General features: G+C 59.1%; 12 protein-coding genes. 5 read left to right on the top strand and 7 right to left on the bottom strand.

Features of this window, described 5'->3' with window-relative positions; genetic code table 11:
* Positions 1 to 63: 63 nt before the first annotated feature.
* From ACKJSM_RS01220 to ACKJSM_RS01235, 4 genes are all read right to left on the bottom strand, one after another.
* On the bottom strand, positions 64 to 2,889 hold the full coding sequence (locus ACKJSM_RS01220; RefSeq protein ID WP_410236448.1) for an RHS repeat-associated core domain-containing protein: 2,826 nt from the start codon (positions 2,887 to 2,889) through the stop codon (positions 64 to 66).
* A complete protein-coding gene (locus ACKJSM_RS01225; RefSeq protein WP_410236449.1) occupies positions 2,886 to 5,708 on the bottom strand; it encodes an RHS repeat domain-containing protein in 2,823 nt (940 codons plus the stop codon). Before ACKJSM_RS01225 ends, ACKJSM_RS01220 begins: the two co-directional genes overlap by 4 nt.
* A complete protein-coding gene (locus tag ACKJSM_RS01230) occupies positions 5,705 to 10,090 on the bottom strand; it encodes a SpvB/TcaC N-terminal domain-containing protein (RefSeq protein ID WP_410236450.1) in 4,386 nt (1,461 codons plus the stop codon). The genes ACKJSM_RS01225 and ACKJSM_RS01230 overlap by 4 nt, the downstream gene beginning before the upstream one ends.
* Positions 10,091 to 10,334: 244 nt before the next feature.
* Entirely contained in the window at positions 10,335 to 11,858 is a 1,524-nt protein-coding gene (locus ACKJSM_RS01235; RefSeq protein WP_007960181.1) for a fumarate hydratase, read from the bottom strand.
* 311 nt (positions 11,859 to 12,169) lie between these two features.
* Between ACKJSM_RS01235 and ACKJSM_RS01240 the strand changes: the two genes are divergently transcribed.
* From ACKJSM_RS01240 to ACKJSM_RS01250, 3 genes are read left to right on the top strand one after another with little or no spacing between them, the layout of a single operon-like run.
* Positions 12,170 to 13,276 (top strand): sensor domain-containing diguanylate cyclase, encoded by a 1,107-nt coding sequence (locus ACKJSM_RS01240; RefSeq protein ID WP_236182446.1) that lies wholly within the window; start codon positions 12,170 to 12,172, stop codon positions 13,274 to 13,276.
* On the top strand, positions 13,269 to 14,204 hold the full coding sequence (locus ACKJSM_RS01245) for an iron-sulfur-binding ferredoxin reductase (RefSeq protein WP_410236451.1): 936 nt from the start codon (positions 13,269 to 13,271) through the stop codon (positions 14,202 to 14,204). Before ACKJSM_RS01240 ends, ACKJSM_RS01245 begins: the two co-directional genes overlap by 8 nt.
* A gap of 29 nt (positions 14,205 to 14,233) precedes the next feature.
* Entirely contained in the window at positions 14,234 to 14,983 is a 750-nt protein-coding gene (locus ACKJSM_RS01250; protein ID WP_410236452.1) for an enoyl-CoA hydratase-related protein, read from the top strand.
* A gap of 235 nt (positions 14,984 to 15,218) precedes the next feature.
* Here ACKJSM_RS01250 and ACKJSM_RS01255 read toward each other — a convergent pair whose 3' ends face one another.
* Together ACKJSM_RS01255 and pyk are read right to left on the bottom strand one after the other, a co-directional pair.
* Positions 15,219 to 16,484, bottom strand: coding sequence for a hypothetical protein (locus ACKJSM_RS01255; protein WP_410236453.1), 1,266 nt, complete (start codon positions 16,482 to 16,484; stop codon positions 15,219 to 15,221).
* Between the two features lie 175 nt (positions 16,485 to 16,659).
* Complete coding sequence (gene pyk, locus ACKJSM_RS01260; RefSeq protein ID WP_085697206.1) at positions 16,660 to 18,111, bottom strand: pyruvate kinase; 1,452 nt, start codon at positions 18,109 to 18,111, stop codon at positions 16,660 to 16,662.
* A gap of 173 nt (positions 18,112 to 18,284) precedes the next feature.
* On the opposite strand from pyk, the gene ACKJSM_RS01265 reads away from it, so the two are divergent.
* Complete coding sequence (locus ACKJSM_RS01265) at positions 18,285 to 18,671, top strand: tetratricopeptide repeat protein (protein ID WP_011335675.1); 387 nt, start codon at positions 18,285 to 18,287, stop codon at positions 18,669 to 18,671.
* Positions 18,672 to 18,890: 219 nt separating this feature from the next.
* On the top strand, positions 18,891 to 19,250 hold the full coding sequence (locus ACKJSM_RS01270; protein ID WP_236182988.1) for a PilZ domain-containing protein: 360 nt from the start codon (positions 18,891 to 18,893) through the stop codon (positions 19,248 to 19,250).
* Positions 19,251 to 19,299: 49 nt separating this feature from the next.
* Here the strand turns inward: ACKJSM_RS01270 and ACKJSM_RS01275 are convergent, their stop codons facing one another.
* Entirely contained in the window at positions 19,300 to 19,704 is a 405-nt protein-coding gene (locus tag ACKJSM_RS01275; protein ID WP_410236454.1) for a DUF6124 family protein, read from the bottom strand.
* Between the last annotated feature and the right edge of the window lie 444 nt (positions 19,705 to 20,148).

The raw sequence follows: 20,148 nt of genomic DNA on the forward strand, positions 1-20,148 counted from the left end.
GGGCGGGCACGATAGCATGTCGCCGGGTAGTGCCAGTGCTATCGCGGCACAAAAAACGTGTGTTCACGCGGCAGCCTTCTGGCTGCACCGGTGGTTTCGAACAGCGTTGGCCAGACCGTGGAGAAGCCCCGTGATTTTGCCCGTTTGCTCATCTAGATCGTCAAGGTCGATCCCTCCGATCGTGTTCGTGGAGAGTGCATTTGCAAACTCATGGATCGTGGCGTTGCTGGATTCGATCTCTCCAGCAAGTCCAAGTATCTGGCGTTCGAACTCGAGCATTTTTTTGCCCGACTTGTCGGACAGCGCTCCCAATGTTTCATTCACGATTTCCGGTAACCCCAGCAAAACCGCACCCCCCGTGCTTATGGCGCTTACCACTTCGGAGGGCATGGAGGTCAGCGTTGACTTCAAGACATAACCGGAAGCCTGGGTGGCGGTCTCCTTGGAAAGCCTCAGCACTGATTTCTTGCTGGTCGGCGCCATGTCCTGATATTTGGCTTTGAGGTATTCAAGCGGTTCCATCTGCTTGTATTCGGCTTTCCGGATGATTTTGTTTGCCGACAATTTACTGGTCTTCAAGTTGACCGATGCACTCATGCCTGTTCTTTCGGCGATGTAATCGATTAAGGCGCTGACCGCCACTTTCGCCCCGATACCCAAGCCTGCTCCCACCACGTTACCCACACCGGGAGCTATAATCCCCAAAGCCTGACCGCCCAATCCGACGCCGATGCCGACGCCATAACTGATGAATTTGCCTATCACCAGCACCATGGCTCTGCGGGTCGCTGCCAGGGCTACATCACCGCCTGAGCCCATTCTGTCGAGTTGATTGGCGGCATCGCGCACACGTCCCTTGGTGATGCCGAGGATTTCGATGTGGCGTGTCACCTGTTTACTCAACTGATCTTTCATGTGACGTGTCGCGATGGCTTGCCTGTTTTTGGCATAGCTGGCGTTTTCCGAGGTAATGATCCGATCTACGCCCGCGTTGATATCTGCCACGGTGGGCCATTTCACTTTCGCTTCGCCGTTGACATCGACGTGACCGATCGGGTCGTTCTGCACGAAGGCGTACAGATTCAAACCATCCACATCATATGCCGGATCCGCGCTGATCCAGCGTCCCAACCATGGCGCGTAGTAGCGGGCCCCGTAGTCGTACAGGCTGGTGACATCCATCTCCTTGGCTGAGTAACGCACGGTTTTGTAAGCGACCTCCAGGGCGGAGTGTTTTGTATAAAAGGCGGTAACTCCGAAGGGTAAATAGCCTTCATCGCTGATCAGTTGCGCCCGGGCATCCAGCTCCTTGACCGCCGATCCCAAATGATCGGCCAAGGTGAATCGCAGCTGATCAGCGCCGATGTTCGCCGGATCTTTCTCCCAGTGCAGGCAGCGTGCACCGCCGAGGCCGAAGTCGAGTGTGATGACGTGCAATTCTTCGCCATTGTCTTTGGTTCGGATCTCCAGCCCCGGCAGATAGCGTACTTCATGGAAGTGGCTGACTGTTGGGGTGTGGGTGTCGTGGCGTTTGCAGACCCGTTTGCCCTGGCTGTAGCGGTAAAACTCTTCGTCATTGGCGCTGCTGCCGTTGCGGTCGACTAGGGTGACTTTTTCCAGTTCACCTCGACTGTTCCACTGCATGGGCTGGCCGGGCTGGAGGGTCAACAGATTGCCGGCCGGATCGAATAGCCTTGTGAAGTCAGGTGGCGGGTCACCGGGTTTCCAGCGCACGCCTCGGTTGCTGGCGGGATCAATGAACATTTCGAAGGTGTGGTTGGCGCCGTCGCGCTGGTGGGAGGTTTTGACGAGGTTGTCGCCGGCGTCGTATTCGTAGGTTTCGATGTAATTGCGCCGGTCTTTTGGATCGGTCGGTTGTGGCCGGCCGGGATTGTCCGTCGGCGGTGCATCGCTGTAACCGGTGGCGCGGATCAGCCGGTACAGTGAGTCATACCTGAATTCACGATGGCCATCGACCCGCTGGTTGCGGAAAAACGTCGGGACGCAGGCGTGATCGAGAATCCGGGTGATGTTGCCCTGCGCGTCGTATTCATACTCGAAATCCTGAAGCGTTTCCCCTGACGACTTTTGCGCGTAATGGCGATGCAGGCGGCCATCGGCGGCCCGATAGTGCCAGCGGCTGATGACGCCGTTGCCGGCCTGTTGCTCGATGATCTGCCCGGCGGGGTTGTAGCGTGCATCGCGCAATACGGTCTGCCAGTTGGTTTGTCCGCTGACTTTCAACTGCACCTGTGTGAGCTGGCCGGCCACATCGTGTGTCGACTGTTGCTGGTGGCCTCCGGCATCGGTTCGAGTGAGTGATGTTCCGAGAGGGCTGAAGGTGCGGCTGCCGGTAAAAGCCTTGGCATCCTGAAAGGTGCGGGTTTCGCGCACTGCCGGGCCGGTCAGCGCGTAGCTGTGAAACTTCACTGAGCCGGATGCGTCTTCCAGCTCGATCATCTGTCCACGCAGGTTGTGACCGGGATCCTGCGTGGCATCGGCGTAAGTCATCTTTTCTACGTCGGCCGTCGCGTTTGCATCGAGCCTCACCGCCCGCAATTGATCGTCGTATGTTGTGCGCCAGTGATTGCCTCGCGCATCCCAGCGTTGCAACTCTTCACCGGCAAGCCCTGACAGGGTCAGGCTCGGGCCGGCATCGACGCTGTCGACCTTGAGAGGCTGCTCACTCAAGCCGAATACATTCACGAAGTTGGGTACCGACAACCGCGGGTCCTGCTGTTCGACCAGGCGCCCGGCGTTGTCGTGGCGCAGGCGGGTGATGAGCGTTTCCACCGGGGCGCCGGCGATAGCGCGCAGATACGCGACCTGGCGAATCGGCAGGCCTCGCCCGTCGTTTACGATGAGCGAGGGGGTGTGCCTGTGAATCAAGCTACCAACCCTCGGACCTTGGACCACAAGTGGCGTGCTCGGGAAAAATTTACGTCTGGATGGGCTTGCCGTTGCAAGAACTGATTGTCCGTGGTGCCCATTTTCTTGTACCAGGCCATACCTTTTTGTGCGCGATCAATGTAATTCAGTGTGTTCTCGGTTGCCTGTTTCAGTGCCGACCGGCGAACAGGTGCGATGGCCTCGGATGATGTCATGTTGTTCACATTCGGCAGCAGGTCGGCTGGGTAGATCACGTTTGTGCCAAGCGCGTCGAAGGCTTTTTCGGCATTGGTCCAGCGCTCAATGACGGCAGCTTTCCAGTCAGCGAGCATTGTTTCGATTTTGTTGATTTTCACAGGATCGAGCTGGTTGATGATGTCTTCAGCTTCCTGGACCCGGGATCCCATATTCATAAACGCATTGATTCCCGGCACCACCGAACCGATCACTCTAGTCATTAAAAAATCGGGATTGAGCACCTTGCCTGGAAGCTCTTTCCAGTCAATCGCCTTGTCGGCAACCAGCCCCAGGTCTTTATCAATCGCGGCAACGGACATTTTCGAGGTCTGCGGTATAAGTGGACTGGTCAGACTGTTTGTCGCAATGGCACCCATCGCTCCGAGCAAGTCTGCGCCAACGTTGCCGCCGCTCAGACCTTCGCTGAATGGAGGCTTGCCTTGCACACTGGCATTGCTTGTATTTGCAAGCGTAGCAAGGTGCGCATAGTGCTGCGAATCAGGAATGAGCGGGCTAATCAATTGGCCGCCGTAGTAGCCGCCGACAAAGCCGACTACCGCATTTACGGATTCACCTCCCAGATTTTTCAAAAGTTCCAACCCGACTTTCTTTTGGAAAATGTTGTGGAGTTGTCCAATTGTTTGTTCGGCGTGCCCGGCGACAACGTTTATGAATCTCGAATAGTTGTGAATAACGTTCTCTGCCTTTTCCCTGCCTTGAAGATCGATATATCGCACTGGATTGTTTGCCACATAGGCATACCGATTCAGTCCATCTGCATTTCCCGCCGGGTCTGCACTGATCCAGCGTTGCAGCCAATCGGCATAGTAACGGTCACCAAAATATTGCACCCCGCAGAAGTCCTTTTCCTTGCCCGAAAAACGCACGGTTTTGTAATCGACTTCTATCTCATCGCGAGCGGTAAGGGTCGCCGTTCCACCGAATGGAAAGTAGCGTTCGTGACTGATGATCCGGGTTTGATGATCCACTTCCAGCAGTGCCGACCGTAGGTGATCCGTGTGGGTGTAGCGCAGTTGATCCTTGTCGATCAGCGGTGGCTTGCCGGCTTTCCAGTGCAGACATCGCACCTCACCGGCCCCGATGGGAATGACGATGACGTGGAGACGTTCACCGTTGTCCTTCGTGCGAATCTCCAGACGACTCAGGTAGCGCACTTCATGAAAGTGACTGACTTTGGAGGCGTGTGTCTCAAGGCGCTTGTAGACCCGTTCGCCCTGGCTATAGCGGAAGGTCTCCTGGTCATCGTTGGTCCCGCCGCGATCGACCAGTGTCACCTTTTCCAGCTCATTGCGATTGTTCCAGCGCATCGGCCGGCCAGGCTGCAGTGTCAGCAGGTTACCGGCCGGATCGAATGCTTGGGTAAAGTCGGGTGGTGGTTCGTCGGACTCGCAACGTACGCCCCGGTTGCTGGCGGGATCAATGCACATCCTTAAGGTGTGGTGGATGCCATCGCGTACGTGGATGGTTTTGATGAGGTTCCCACCGGAGTCGTGTTCGTAGGTTTCAACGTAGTTGCGCCGGTCTTTGGGATCGGTCGGCTGTGGCCGGCCGGGGTTGTCCTTCGGTGGCGCATCGCTGTAACCGGTTGCACGGGTCAACCGGGATAGCGAGTCGTAGCTGAACTCGCGGTGGCCATCGACCTGCTGATTCTTGAAATACGTAGGGACATAGGTGTGGTCGATAATCCGGGTGATATTGCCGACCCGGTCGTATTGGTACTCGAAATCCTGAAGTGCCGGCGCCGAGGCCTTTTGCGTGACCTGTCGATGTAGACGTTCGTCGGCCGGGTTGTAGTGCCATCGACTGCTCACGTCATTGCCCGTCAACTGTTCGACGATCTGGTCGGCCGCGTTGTAATGCGCCTCCTGCAAGACCGTTATCCAGTCGGGCTCAGCGTCAACCTTGAGCTGTGCCCGAACGAGCTGTCCGGCAACGTTGTAAAACGATCGTTGCTGGTGCCCGCCTGCATCGGTGCTCTCGAGCATCGCTCCGAGCGGGCTGAAGGCTTGCTGGCTGGTGTACGTCTGGGCGTCTGTAAAGGTGCGGGTTTCACTCAGTGGTTGGCCGGTCAGTGCGTAGCTTTTGAATTCGACGGAGCCTGACGGATCCTTCAGCTCGATCAAATTCCCGCGCAGATTGTTTCCGGCATTGGCTGTCGCCGAGGCATAGGTGAATGTTTCGATATCCGCCGCACCGTTCTCTTCAAGACTGACCATGCGTAGCTGTGGATCATGAAACATGCGGCGATGATTGCCGTTTGCGTCCCAGGTTTGCAGGGATTCTCCAGCAAGTCCCCGCAGTGTGGCGTTCGTGCCGGAGTCGACGTTGGCCGTCCTCAGCGGCTGGCCGTTCAGCGCAAACACAGTCTGGGTATTGGGTATGACCAGACGCGGGTCGTATTGCGCCACTGGCCGGCCGGCCAAGTCATGCTGTTGGCGAGTGACAAGCGCCTGTACGGGACCGCTTGCGACCTTGCGTAAATATTCGACCGTTCTGATGGCCTCTCCGCGTGGGCCGGTGACGGCCAGCGACGGCGTGTGCCAATGCACACTGGCGTTCATGACTTGACCTTCTTCGCCGGTCTGGCGGGCAGTCCGGGGCGCCTGGCGGGCCGGGTGGCTGGCGCGTCGTCGGTGTCGTCGGTGTCGTTGAAGTCATAGCTGAGCTTGAACCATGGGTGCAGGATGTCGAACGCCCGATGGCCGAGGGCATTGATGGTCTGGACGGGCCGCCCCAGGGCGTCGTAGAACATCCGGTCGTGGTAGCCGTGCTCACGCATCGCGCTGTCATTGATGTAGCGATGGGTGTTGAGGAAATAGGGGCGGTAGACGCGGATGGTTTCGCCTTTGTGGTTGTATTCCACACGACCTTGTACGCGCCAGCGTTGAACGGCCGGCATCTCGATCGGCTTGCCATCGGCCCCCGTTTCGAGGTTGTCCTCGTGCGTGGCCACGAAGGCATCGCCCGGCGGCACGAGTTGTTTGCTTTGCAATTCGCGGCCGAAGCCGTCGATGTAAACGATGTTTCTCTGAATCAATTGCAGCGGGTCGGTGTGGTAGCGGTCGGCAACCAGATTGAGAATGTGCACCGGTTGCCGCTTGGCGGTATGGATGATTCCGAGCAGTGTCTGTTCGCTGGTCGTGCGTTTTTTTTGCTGGTTCAGCCAGCGCCGGGCCGAGGCGCGGATGCGTCCGTCGGGCAGAATCAGCCCTTTGGCGATCCATGCCTTTCTTTTGCCCGGCAGCGTTGCGGGCGGCAGCAATGGCATCCAGCTGAACAGTTCCGTACGCACCACACTGGCGGCGGATGCCAGCACTTCTTTTGGATGGGCGAGGGCGTACTCGACGCTCAGGTCCGTCTGTTCGGGGTACTCGGCCAGTGGCATGAAGCCAGCCGGTTTGCCTTCTTCGGTGCCATGAAAACTGTGCACCATGGGCTGGCCGCCCGGCTCATAGAGCACTTCCTGGATGTTGTCGTTGGCGTCCGTGATGCCCAAAGGCTGGAGCGTGTGGGGGTCATGGGTGACTGTCGTCGTGCAGCCATCCGCAAGGGTGGTGGCCATGATCAGCAGGTGGTCTGCATCCCAGGTGATGTGTGTCACCCCATGACTGGCGGTCTGCCGCACATCGGTGACGTGGTAAAAACCGTTCGCATCGGTGTAGGTGAAAAAGCCGCTCTCGGCTGACCACAGGTTTTTCAGATCATCTTCATCCGGATCCGGTGGCAAAAACAGGCTCATGGGCTTATAGCCGATTTTTACCAGTTCGTCCCGAATGACAATGGGAACTGTGTCGTATGCCGACAATGCCTTTTTGTCGAATACGGCCTGTTCCGTCGGCCCCGCCAGCGGGGGGTAAAGGATCTGGCCATCAGCCCCCTCCAGATATGTTTGCTGCGAGAGGGACGTCAGTTCACGGGCGGCTTTCCACTCGGCGCTGTCTTTATGTTGCTCGAAGTTTTCAAAACGGATGTCCTCCGCGCGCAGCCCGCCCGGCAACGCGCCTTTGGGCAGCATCAGTGCATTACTGCGCTGGCGCCAGGGCAGACCGAGCAGCCAGTGCCCGTCAGTAACCAGGTGAAGGTACTCGGCGAGGGTTTCCGTCAGATAAAAATTTTCCTGTTGCTCATCGAAGCTGTCTTTCCAGGCACGCTGTTGATCCTCCTGCTCGAAGGGCGGAGGGTCGTTTTCCGTGCGGCGGCGTGCGCAGGCCACCGTGACACTGTGAGTCGGCTGGCCGTACTCGTTCCACTCCAGATTGATAACGTGCTGACAGATCGAGTCGTCCATGAAACGTTCGTATTGGTGGTTGCGGCTCTCCAGTTCGCGCACCAGCAGGCTCGACGGACTGTCGTTGACCACCCGAACCAGGTAGCGAACCTCGGACAGCGAAAACACCGGGGCCGGGGCGGGGTCGTCTGCCTGACACACTTCTGTGCGCAGCAGCTGACCGGCCAGGGCATAGGCGATTTCGGTGTCGTTGGCGTTGCGCCGCGTGCGAACTCGCTCTGTGCGGCGTTTTGCATCGAACTGCGAAATAACCGTGGGCGGCAGTGGCTTTATCTCCCCGTCGAGTTCGCAAGTACCTTTCAACACCTGATCGATGGCCTGACCCGTATGAAACCAGCTTGTCATTCGCATCGGCGCCGTATGGCCGCTCTCGGCCTTGCCCGGTTCCAGTTCGCTGTCGGTCTGACATATGCGGCCGAAACCGCGAAATTCACGTTCGTTACCGTCGTAGTAAGCCTCGAAATACGTATGGAACTGCATCAGGTAATTGCCGGTGATTTCATCATCCTGGCGTAGCCAATGGAGCACCATCTGAGGAAACGGCAACCGACAGACCGGACGTCTGCGGGCCATCAACTCCAGGCGTTTCTCGTCCAGCCAGAATTGCGCACTGCTGCGATATTGCAGCGTGGCGCTGTAGCCCATGTTGTTATTGGATCCGCTGAGCAGGTACGGCCGTTCACTGCAAAAGTGATAAACCCAGTGCTGCGGCTTCATGTGCGGCACGGTCAGCAGCAGGCTGGCGCAACCCAGGCCCTGCAGGTCGGCAAAGGTCACCTGGCAGAGGTTGTCGTAGCGGATGCCTTCGGGCCAGTCGACGTTTACCGGTACTTGCTCAAAGGCATTGCCCCCGTAATTCCAGTAGATCTCGAAGTGATCGGAGCAGAGGCGGATCAACGCGGGCGCACCGGAGCCGTCGAGATCGGCGAAACGAACCTGATCGACATTGAAAGATCCGTATTCGAAGGGCAGAGGGCTGATTTCGATACCTTTGGCGAACTTGCCATGGCCGCGACTGGCCCAGGCCTCGATCTTGTCGTGGCGGACCCTGCACAGGCCGGAGCGGTCGCTGGCGTGCAGATTGGCAAACATGACAAGCTCGCTGCGGGCGGCGCTGAAGAGTGGCAAGCGATCCGGGGTATGCGGTACGTCCTTGCCAGGTGCAAATCCTTCTTCGCGCAGGTTGGCATACACCCGTACACAGTTCGGGCCGACCAGGGCGGCAGAATCCAGGCCGTCACCGCTCAAGTCGCCCAGTTGTGTCAACTGATGGAAAAACTCCACGGGAAACTGCTTGAACGGTTTGAACGGCGACCAGTTGCTGTCCGGGTTCAGGGTGTAATAACCGCTGCCGCCAGGCTGGGCGACGACCCAGTCCAGGCGACCGTCACCGGTGAGGTCGGTCAGGATCTGCACCGCCGGCTGGAGCCTGTCGGCATTCGGGATCAGCGGCAGCAAGGCCCAGGGGCCGTAGACGATTTCATCTGTGCCAGGCGTGCCGCGCAAGGGTTCCCGGTAATACCAGGCGTTGTCGTACTGGCAGAGAAATCCGGGCAGGCCTTCGCCGTAAAGATCAACGCAGTGGTAAGGCTGACCGTCGTTGAGTCCGGGCATGGCGTCGAGTGTCAGGAAGGGCTGGGGGACCGTGTCGAGTTCAAACGCGTTGTAGAAGTATTCAAGCGGGGGAGAGTGTTTGACGCGGCCCGCCGCGTCGTAACTCATGTAATGCGCCGCTTTCAGGTGGTTGTATCGCAGAGGCGTGGTTTCGTGTTCCAGCAACAGGCGATTGACCAGCATCGGATCGCGGCCGGTGTGGTTGAACATCAGAAACTGCTTGCACAGGCGCCGGGTGCCGACTTCGAAGCCGAAGCTGTGCAGGCGAATCGGATCACTGCGCGGCAGCCATTTTTTTTCATCCTCGGCCAGATAAGGTGGAACGACGTCCAGTCTGGTGTCGCGTTCGCCGTAGTCCACGATCAGCAGGAAAAACCATCCAAGGTCCTGCGGCCGCTCATGTTCAAGGCACAACAGGCCGGCGCTGGCTGTCTTGTTGCCGTAACAGACCTGGCGCAGGTAGCGCTGGGTCTGATAGTCGAATCGCGGATCAGGGTCGTTGTCGTCGCGCTTGTATTCGTAGTAGATGTGCTCACCTGCCACATTCACGGTTTCCACCAATAGCCACACCGCAATGTGGCTCTCGTCCTCGCTGTCGTGAATGCACGCGTCGAGCGTGTTGCCGTAGCAATGCTGCGAGCCGTCGGGGCTGAACACCACCCAGAAGGGGTTGCCTGTCTCGGGGGTCCAGAATTCGTAGCGGGCAAAAGTGCTTTCCAGCCGCGGAATGAAGCGCACCACCGAAAACGTTCGGGCTCGCCGGCCTTTTCCGAGGGTACGACGGGTCGACTTGATCTTGCCGCGCGTCGTCCGTTCGGGGTGCAGGTCGGTGCCGTCGACCTCCATGACATCGTCGGCTGTATAGGTCGGCGCGCCCTTGCTGGTTTTTCGCGAAATGGCTGCATACCGCAGATCCCAGCCGAGGCCACACTTGCCGTTGCCCGCGTTGCCGGAATAGACCAGTTGTAACTCGGGAATCAGTGTGCGCCCGGCGGTTGACAGTAATGGCACCTGCAAGGCGTAAGACGGCTGCCCGGACACGCCAACCTGCCCGAAACTGCGCCCGTTCGTTGCAATGGACGCTGTCTTGGCAAGGGAAGGCGGAGTGACAAGCGCATCTGCATCAAGGGCCATGGCAACACAACCTGTGAACGTCGAGTTTCCACGCTAACAGAGGGTTTTCGCCGCGACACCTGTCAGATCTGACAGGTGCCGACTGACGGCGGGTAAAAAAAACGGGCGGTCATCGCTGACCGCCCGTTTTTTGCGAAGCCGATAGAAGCGCTTACTGCACTTCCACCGCCAGGCTTTCGCTGATCTTCTGTTGCCAGATCGCAGGACCGGTGATGTGTACCGATTCACCTTTGCTGTCCACCGCGACGGTGACCGGCATGTCCTTGACCTCGAACTCGTAGATCGCTTCCATGCCCAGCTCGGCGAACGCCAGGACCTTGGATTTCTTGATCGCCTGCGCCACCAGGTAGGCGGCACCGCCGACGGCCATCAGGTACACAGCCTTGTTGTCCTTGATCGCGTCGATGGCGGTCGGGCCGCGCTCGGACTTGCCGATCATGCCCAGCAGACCGGTCTGCTCAAGGATCTGACGGGTGAACTTGTCCATCCGCGTGGCGGTCGTCGGGCCCGCCGGGCCAACCACCTCGTCACCGACCGGATCAACCGGGCCGACGTAGTAGATGAAGCGCCCCTTGAGGTCTACCGGCAGGGTTTCGCCCTTGTTCAGCATCTCGACCATGCGCTTGTGCGCGGCGTCGCGACCGGTGAGCATCTTGCCGTTGAGCAGGACGGTTTCGCCCGGCTTCCAGCTCTGCACGTCTTCCGGGGTCAGGGTGTCGAGGTTGACGCGACGGGCCGACGGGCCGGCTTCCCAGACGATTTCCGGGTAGGCGTCCAGCGGTGGCGCTTCCAGCGAGGCCGGGCCGGAACCGTCGAGCACAAAGTGCGCGTGACGGGTGGCGGCGCAGTTCGGGATCATGCACACCGGCAGCGAGGCGGCGTGGGTCGGGTAGTCCATGATCTTCACGTCGAGCACGGTGGTCAGGCCGCCGAGGCCCTGGGCGCCGATGCCCAGCTGGTTAACCTTCTCGAACAGCTCCAGACGCATTTCTTCAATGCGGTTCTGTGGGCCACGGGCCTTGAGCTCGTGAATGTCGATGGATTCCATCAACACTTCTTTCGCCATGACGGCGGCTTTTTCGGCGGTGCCGCCGATGCCGATGCCCAGCATGCCCGGCGGGCACCAGCCGGCGCCCATGGTCGGAACGGTCTTGAGTACCCAGTCGACGATCGAGTCGGACGGGTTGAGCATGGCCATTTTCGACTTGTTCTCGGAACCGCCGCCCTTGGCCGCCACGTCCACTTCCACGGTGTTACCCGGAACGATGGAGTAGTGGATGACCGCCGGGGTATTGTCCTTGGTGTTTTTACGAGCGCCCGCCGGGTCGGCGAGGATCGAGGCGCGCAGGACGTTTTCCGGCAGGTTGTAGGCGCGGCGCACGCCTTCGTTGATCATGTCGTCCAGGCTCATGGTCGCGCCATCCCAGCGCACGTCCATGCCCACCCGCACGAACACGGTCACGATGCCGGTGTCCTGGCAGATCGGCCGGTGGCCGGTGGCGCACATGCGCGAGTTGATCAGGATCTGCGCCATCGAGTCACGGGCCGCTGGCGATTCTTCGCGCAGGTAGGCTTCGTGCATCGCCTGGATGAAGTCCACGGGGTGGTAGTAGGAAATGAACTGCAGGGCGTCGGCAACGCTCTGAATCAGGTCGTCTTGCTTGATCACGGTCATGAGTCGCGCTCCTCTAAAAGACGGGAACATTCAATAAGGTGCCTGCGGCTTGGGTGCATCGGTCGGTCGCAGACACCTTTCAAGGCACGCCGGGGCTGCTGGCGCGACGCTAAAAAGGCGCGGCAGTATACCGCGCCTCGCTGGCGGGCACATCTGCCGGGAGTCATTCGTTGGTCGCATGGCTGCGGGTTTTTGACGCCAAATACCCGGCCCGAAAATCAATGGTCATTTATCGACTGGGCCACTAAAGTGGCAGCCGGTCTGTAGAGTAGGACACTCGGTCAGCCTCTTATCGCACGGTGAGTCAACGATTGACCCATAACGCCATTCAACGTCTTTTGCTTAAACGCTTTGCCCTCGCTGCAGCCACCTACGGATTGGCTTTGCTGCTGCTGTGGCTGGCGTATTTCACCGGACATTACGAAGATTCGCTGGCTGGCGTCGCCGTCGGCAGTGCCTTGGTGGTCATTAGCCAGGCAACCCTGTTCGCGGTGTTTTACTCGGGCTGCAACCTGCGCTTTTCCGACCCGAGCCTGACCGAGGCACAGGTGCTGCTGGGCCTTGGCTGGCAGACGTGGCTGATCGCCCATCTGCAGGAGGCTCGGGGCGAGTTTCTGGTCTTTTATGTACTGATCCTGCTGTTCGGCCTGTTCCATCTGTCACAGCGGGCGTTCGTGCGCTGCGCGATGCTGGTGTTTTTCAGTTTTTGCGCCATCACGCTCTGGGACGGTTACCACTTGCGTCTGCACGATCCGGCGCTTTCCGCGTTGCAGGCCTGCATCCTGTTGATCGTGCTGGCCTGGCTGGTGATTTACGCACGCTTCGTCCAGACCTCACGGCAACGCATGCGCCAGCGCCGGTTCGCCCTGCAGGCGCATCAGGACACCCTGCGCGGGATGATGCGCCAACTCGAAGACCTGGTGGCCACCGACGAACTGACCGGGCTGTTCAATCGCCGACATTTCCTGCGCCTGGCCACCCGCGAGTTGAATGCGATGGAAGCCGACGTGGTGCATGGGCTGGCGCTGATCGACCTCGACCATTTCAAGCGCATCAACGATATCCACGGCCACGCCGCCGGCGATCAGGTGTTGCAAGCCTTCGCCGGGGTCGCTGGCGCCTGCCTGCGCGACGGCGATGTACTCGCGCGTTATGGTGGTGAAGAATTCGTGGTGCTGCTGCCCGATTGCAACGCCGAGCGCCTGACCGCCTGTTGCGAACGCCTGCGCATCGCCTTCACCGACGTTGAACTGGTGGGTCTGAATGTGAAAAACCTGAGCCTGTCCGCCGGCATGACCCTGCTGGAGCTGGGCGACGATCTGGACGAGGCCTTGCAACGTGCCGATCAGGCGCTGTACCGGGCCAAGCGCGACGGTCGCAATCGCTGCGCGGCGGCGTGGGAGAACGTCGATGCCTGAACTGCGGGTCGGTGAACGACAGTGGGCGGTGGCGGCGGGCAGCAACCTGCTCGATGCCCTCAATCAGAACGGCGTGGCGGTGCCTTACAGCTGCCGCGCCGGCAGCTGCCATGCGTGTCTGGTGCAATGCGTCCAAGGCTTGCCTGCCGACAGTCGACCGGATGCGCTGAGCGCCGAACAGCGTGAGCAGGGCTGGCGGCTGGCCTGTCAGTGTCAGGTGGTTGAAGACTTGCAGGTGCACACCTTCGATCCCGTCACCGATGGTCGTCCGGCAGTGGTCGAAGCGCTGGACTGGCTCGGCGACAGCGTGCTGCGATTGCGCCTGACACCCCAGCGACCGTTTCGCTACAGCGCCGGCCAGCATCTGGTGCTGTGGGCCGGCCACATTGCGCGGCCGTATTCGCTGGCGAGCCTTCCCGAAGAGGACCGCTTTCTCGAATTCCACCTCGATTGCCGCGAGCCGGGTGAATTCAGCGATGCCGCGCGCCGCTTGCAGATCGGTGACCCGATCCGTCTCGGCGAACTGCGCGGCGGCGCGCTGCATTACGACCCGGACTGGCACGACCGACCGCTTTTGTTTCTTGCGGCGGGTACGGGGCTGGGGCCGTTGTTCGGTGTGTTACGCGAGGCCTTGCGCCAGGATCAGCGGGGCACCATCCGCATCATTCACCTGGCCCATGATGCCGCCGGGCATTATCTGGCCAAACCCCTTCAAGCACTGGCTGCGCAGCGGGAAAATCTCAGCGTCGAACTATGGACCGCGGCCGAGTTGCCGGGCGCTTTGGCGCAACTGCGCCTTGTTTCCCGGCAAACCCTGGCCTTAGTCTGCGGCTCGACGGCTAGCGTCGACGCCTTTGCCAAGCGTCTGTTCCTGGCCGGACTGCCGCGCAATCAACTGCTGGCCGATGTCTTTCTGAGCCGTGGTTGAGCGCTGATCTTTCAGACGCGAGACACGCCATGCCCGAAGCCATTCTGCTGCACCGCGAACGCGGTTTGCTGACCCTGCGCCTCAACCGCCCGGACAAGAAAAACGCCCTGACCCGCGCCATGTACAGCCAGTTGGCCGAGGCGCTGAATCAGGCCGACCGCGACCCCGAAATCAACGCCGTGCTGATCACCGGCAGCGCCGAGTGCTTCACCGCCGGCAACGACATTGCCGATTTCATCCAGCAACCGCCGAGCGACCTCGACAGCCCGGTGTTTCAGTTCATGCTCAATCTGCTGGAGTGTCGCAAACCGGTGATCGCTGCCGTGGCCGGGGCGGCGGTGGGGATTGGCACGACGTTGTTGCTGCATTGCGATCTGGTTTACGTGGCGCGGGATGCGCGGTTGCGGATGCCGTTCGTCAATCTCGGTTTGTGCCCGGAGTTCGGTTCCAGCCTGATCCTGCCGCGCTTGCTCGGGCAGGCCAAGGCGTCGGAGTTGTTGTTGCTCGGTGACGGCTTTACCGGTGAGCAAGCCGCGCAATGGGGGATTGCCACCGAGGCATTGGGCAGCGGCGAAGCGGCACTGGCCAAGGCCCGGGAGATGGCGTTGCGGTTTGATGAGCTGCCGGCCGAGGCGGTACGCATCAGCAAGCAATTGATGCGGGCGCCGGATCGCGAGTTGATTCGCAAGGTGATCGAGGAGGAGGGCGAATTGTTCACCCAGCGGCTGCGCTCGCCGGAGGCGTTGGTGGCGTTGACAGGGTTCATCAAGCGGCATTGAAAGCCAACCCGTTCCAGCTTCTGCGCAGGAGAGGGAGTGAGCCGACCTGGGGGCTTGGGCATTCAACAAGTCATCACCGAATTGTTGAATGCCTGTTTTGAAAGGCCTCCGCTCGACTCCCTTTCCTCTTCACCTGCCGAGCAAGAGTGCTACAGGTTCAAGACGTTCAGACAACGTCCGGTGTGAAACCTCACCCGGATGTTTGATGGCCCAAGAGAGCCAGTCTTTCGCCTGGTCAAGGAACAAGACCACACTGAATGACCTGCTGAGATTCATGCGTGCTGAAAAACACCCTGTTCTCATTGAGCATCATCATTGCACCCGCATCGCCAGCGAAACGCACGACACCGTTTATGCCAAAGGTGTTATCGAATTCGCCGTTGGGTTGGAGCTGAACAACCACAAGATTTTTATTGGAACCTAGTGGTTCATCGGCCTGCCCGGCGACTTGCAGCTTGCCATTGGGCAACACTCGTCCAGCAGACCAAGCTGTTGGATAAAACTCCAACTGTGTGACGAGTGGGCTTGCCTTGTTGAATTGAATGTTCGGGCTGCCGTCGGGTTCACGGCTGGTAATCAAGCCTGACCGTACACTGCGTGAGGCCAGACCAATCGCGGCCGTACGGTTATTGTTTTGAGGCGCAAGCGTATCAAATACAAAGCCTCTCTCTTGGGCACTATCATCTACAATCTCTACAACTCCGTTTACCCCGTAGTCAGGATCCTCTGTTCCGTCCGTCAGTAATCGGATAATCAACCCTGAAGCCGGTTTTCCAGGTTCGAATTGGTATCCGCCTAACAAATACTTGCCGTCCGTGGTATTTAAAACGGTACGTAAAAAAGTGTTCCCCCCATTCGGGGCGTTGAATAATCGATAGCCTGAGCCATTGAATGTTTTGTCGAGCGATCCATCTTTGTCAACTCTAATAATATATGTACCTTCAGTCGCTATTTTTAGAACGATAACCTTGCCATCCTCCAAGGCGATAGCCTGAGGAATATTGGCTGTGCTACCGGGAGTATCTGGAGCGGGCAGGGGGGTAGAAGGAAGTTTTATAATGACCGTTCCGTCTTTCCCATAACTTTTATCCGGGCTGCCATCCGAATTCAGGCGAATCAGAGCGGGTCGCTGGTACTGGTTATTGTGTTGCCCAATCAGCAGGATTTTTTTCTCCCCATCGATGTCTTGAACAATAACGTGTTCAGCCACACCGTTGGTTTGGCCGTCCTCTTCAGGGAAGTTTCCTCTGGCATATCCTTGGTCGCCGAAGCTCGTGTCAAATTTTCCATCAAGGCTCAGACGGCAACACACATAGTCATTTTTTAAAGGCTGGTAAAAAATGTAACCAGCCAGGTAAAGATGTTTTTCATCTTTGCGTAATCCGAGAATGGTCGTGCTTACAGTATTCGGAATCACAGGCAGGGTAAATTTGCCTTGGTCTGCGAAGGATAAATCGAGTTCACCATTGAATACGGGAATTGAATTTGAAGAGGTCGACATCTCTTTTGCTCCTTTTGTAAAAGAGCGCTTAGCGTTCACTCCGCGAGATATCTTTCGCTACTGTTAGAAATAACAGTTTCGACGAGCGGTACTTTCCAGGGCTTACAAGGAAGTCTGAAGCAAAAAAGCCCCGCCATTCACATGGCGGGGCTTTTCGTTTTCAGCAACCGGTCACTCAGACCTGCGGGTCGCCCACGTGCAGGATCTTCATGCCGTTGGTGCCACCGGTGGTGTGGTAGCTGTCGCCCTTGGTCAGGATGACCCAGTCGCCTTTCTCCACCACGCCGCGCTTGACCAGCTCGTCGATGGCTTTCTGGCTGACTTCGTTCGGTGCCAGTGAAGCCGGGTCGAACGGCACGGTGTACACGCCACGGAACATCGCCGCGCGGGCCTGGGCTTCGCGGTGCGGGGTGAAGCAGTAGATCGGCACCGAGGAACGGATACGCGACATGATCAGCGGGGTGTAGCCGCTTTCGGTCAGCGCGATGATCGCCTTGACGCCCGGGAAGTGGTTGGCGGTGTACATGGTCGCCAACGCGATGCTTTCGTCGCAACGCTCGAATTCCTTGCCGATGCGGTGGCTGGACGTCTTGCTGGTCGGGTGCTTTTCAGCGCCGACGCAGATGCGCGCCATGGCCTGCACGGCTTCCAGCGGATAGGCGCCGGCAGCGGATTCGGCAGACAGCATCACGGCGTCGGTGTAGTCGAGCACGGCGTTGGCCACGTCGGACACTTCAGCGCGGGTCGGCATCGGGTTCTGGATCATCGACTCCATCATCTGGGTCGCCACGATCACCGCCTTGTTGTGGCGGCGTGCGTGCAGGATGATTTTCTTCTGGATGCCCACCAGCTCGGCGTCGCCGATTTCCACGCCCAGGTCACCACGGGCAACCATTACCGCGTCGGACGCCTTGATCAGACCGTCGAGGGTTTCGTCGTCGGCCACGGCTTCGGCGCGTTCGATCTTCGCCACCAGCCAGGCGGTGCCGCCGGCTTCGTCGCGCAGTTGACGGGCGTAGTTCATGTCGGCGGCGTCGCGCGGGAAGGACACGGCGAGGTAGTCGACTTCCATTTCCGCAGCGAGCTTGATGTCGGCCTTGTCTTTTTCAGTCAGGGCCGGCGCGGTCAGGCCGCCACCGCGACGGTTGATGCCTTTGTGGTCGGACAGCGGGCCGCCGATGGTCACGACGCAGTTCAGCTCGGTGGCGGTGGCGGTTTCAACGCGCATCACCACGCGGCCGTCGTCGAGCAGCAGCTCGTCGCCCACGCCGCAGTCTTTCACCAGGTCCGGGTAGTCGATGCCGACCACTTGCTGGTTGCCTTCGGTCAGCGGATGGCTGGTGGAGAACGTGAACTTGTCACCGATCTTCAGCTCGATGCGCTTGTTGGCGAATTTGGCGATACGGATTTTCGGGCCTTGCAGGTCACCCAGCAGGGCGACGAAACGGCCGTGCTTGGCAGCCAGGTCACGCACCAGCTTCGCGCGAGCCTTGTGCTCGTCGGGGGTGCCGTGGGAGAAGTTCAGACGGGCGACGTCCAGGCCAGCCAGAATCAGCTGTTCGAGAACTTCCGGCGAGTTACTGGCCGGGCCAAGGGTAGCGACGATTTTGGTACGACGGACGGACATGCAAAGACTCCTCAGGTTCAAGCGCCAGCGAAGGCTACTATGCTCGAAGGGTGTAGTCATTGTTCGTTTGCACTACTTTCTATTTTCTTTATTGAACGCGACAACTTTGGGACAAACGCACCTGAAGATTTCCGATCAGGGGTCGATACAGAGCACAAGACAGGAGAACCCCCATGCGATTCGTGCCCATTGCCGCCCTTGCCCTCAGCGTCCTTGCCGCTTCGGGCTGCACCCGTTGGTCGATGAACCATCATCTGAACAACGCCTACAGCGCCTATGACCGGGGCAATTGCGAGCAGGTGATGCTCGAGCTGTCCAAGGTCGAACGCGCCAGCCGCGCCCGCCCTTATGTGTGGCCGGAAGTGTCGATGATGCGCGGACAGTGTCTGGAACGGCAGAAGATGTTCGTCGATGCGGCGCAGACCTATCAGTTCATCATTGCCTCATACCCCAACAGCGAATACGCCTACCGCGCCCGCGCGCGTCTGGAAACCCTGCAGAGCCTGGGCCACTACCCGACTCGAAGCGCCGCCGCCGTGGTACGTCCAACCCGCTTCTGATGGAGGTTGTCATACAAAATCTGGCCGGCTGTACAAGCTGAGCTATAGTCCAATGACACCGGTTTAGAGTCTGGATTCTAAAGCGGCGCAACACCTGCGACCGGCATGTGAAGTACGTGGCGAGCGCCACACCGGGAGCGGGGAGAGCGGACCTGCCGGGCAGGTTCGTTCCGAAGCACAGTGCGGCCCGGTCATCGGGCCATGCATGGCGATACGTTCATGTTTACCGACCGTCGAATCGAACGACACCAGTTGCCGTATTTTCTGCGAGTGTTCAACAGCATCACCGATAAACCCATCGGGTTTCTGGGCAACGTCTCCGAAGACGGTTTGATGCTTATCAGCCAGTTGCCGATGATGATCGGTGCCGAATTCAAGCTGCGTCTGAAAATCCCCCTGGGCGAGGGCTGTCAGCAGGTCATCGACCTGACGGCGTGCTGTCTGTGGTGCCACGAAGACGCGACCCCTCAGCATTACGACGCCGGCTTCAGCTTGTACCGGACACCACCGGAATACGGGCAACTGGTCGAGGCGTTGAAACAGTACTTCAGTTTTCAGCCATTGCCTGCCTCGGCGTGAGGCACACAAAAGGGTCGTCACCTGCCCAGGGTGACGACCCTTTTCTCGTTTATGCGTCTATCGCAATTGCCCGCTCGTTATCCAGCGTCTTTTCCGCCAGCAACAACCCCAATTCACTCAACTGATAGATCGCCATCGCCAGATGCCGCGGCTTGTCCTCCAGGCTGTCGGCCAGATCCAGCAGCAGGATGCTGACCGAGGAGAAGGTTTCGTAGGTCTGGATGGCAATCGCTTCCGGGTTGATGTCGGGGTCGACCTTGAACATCTGCATACCGCGATCCACCGAGTTGCGTGGTTTTTCCGGCCTGGGATTGAGATAGAAGTCGAGGGCCTTGTGGGCCGCATCGTGGAGTTTTCTTGAATCGATGGAGGCGTAGGGGGAGACCGGATCGGGTTGGTCGGTCGGGTCCGTTGGGTCGGCGTTCAATGGTGGATTTGGCGTCGGTTTTTTCATGTAGTCGTACTCATCGTTGTTGCCACTTTCTGGCTCGCGACTAAACGAGAAAGGGTGGCGGCTGTAAGCAGGTTAGTCGACCGGGAGTACGTACCGGTGCGCCCGAGGGCGCCCTGCGAACAGCCACCATCAAGTGCGGGGATAGGGAGTACCCGACTGGATGACGCTTATGCGCAACGTACTAAGACCCCGGGCGACTAAACCCGGCCGCTGATTGCAGCGACGGGGATCAAGTTACGGGGCAACGCCAAGGCGCACAAGCCGGCGGATTCTGAGGGATTTGTAGGCAATGGCACAAGCGATCGTAGCCCGCTGTTACGACTTGCAGGACGCTGCCGGACTGGGGTGTGGGAAGAGTTACCGCTTGTCGGGACTGTCAGAAGTGTCAGGTGTGGCTGAGAGGTGGGATGGCTATTAATGACCCAGCGCAGTCTTCGAGCAATT

The organism is Pseudomonas sp. PHC1, assembly GCF_046487845.1.
Classification (GTDB): Bacteria; Pseudomonadota; Gammaproteobacteria; order Pseudomonadales; family Pseudomonadaceae; genus Aquipseudomonas; species Aquipseudomonas sputi.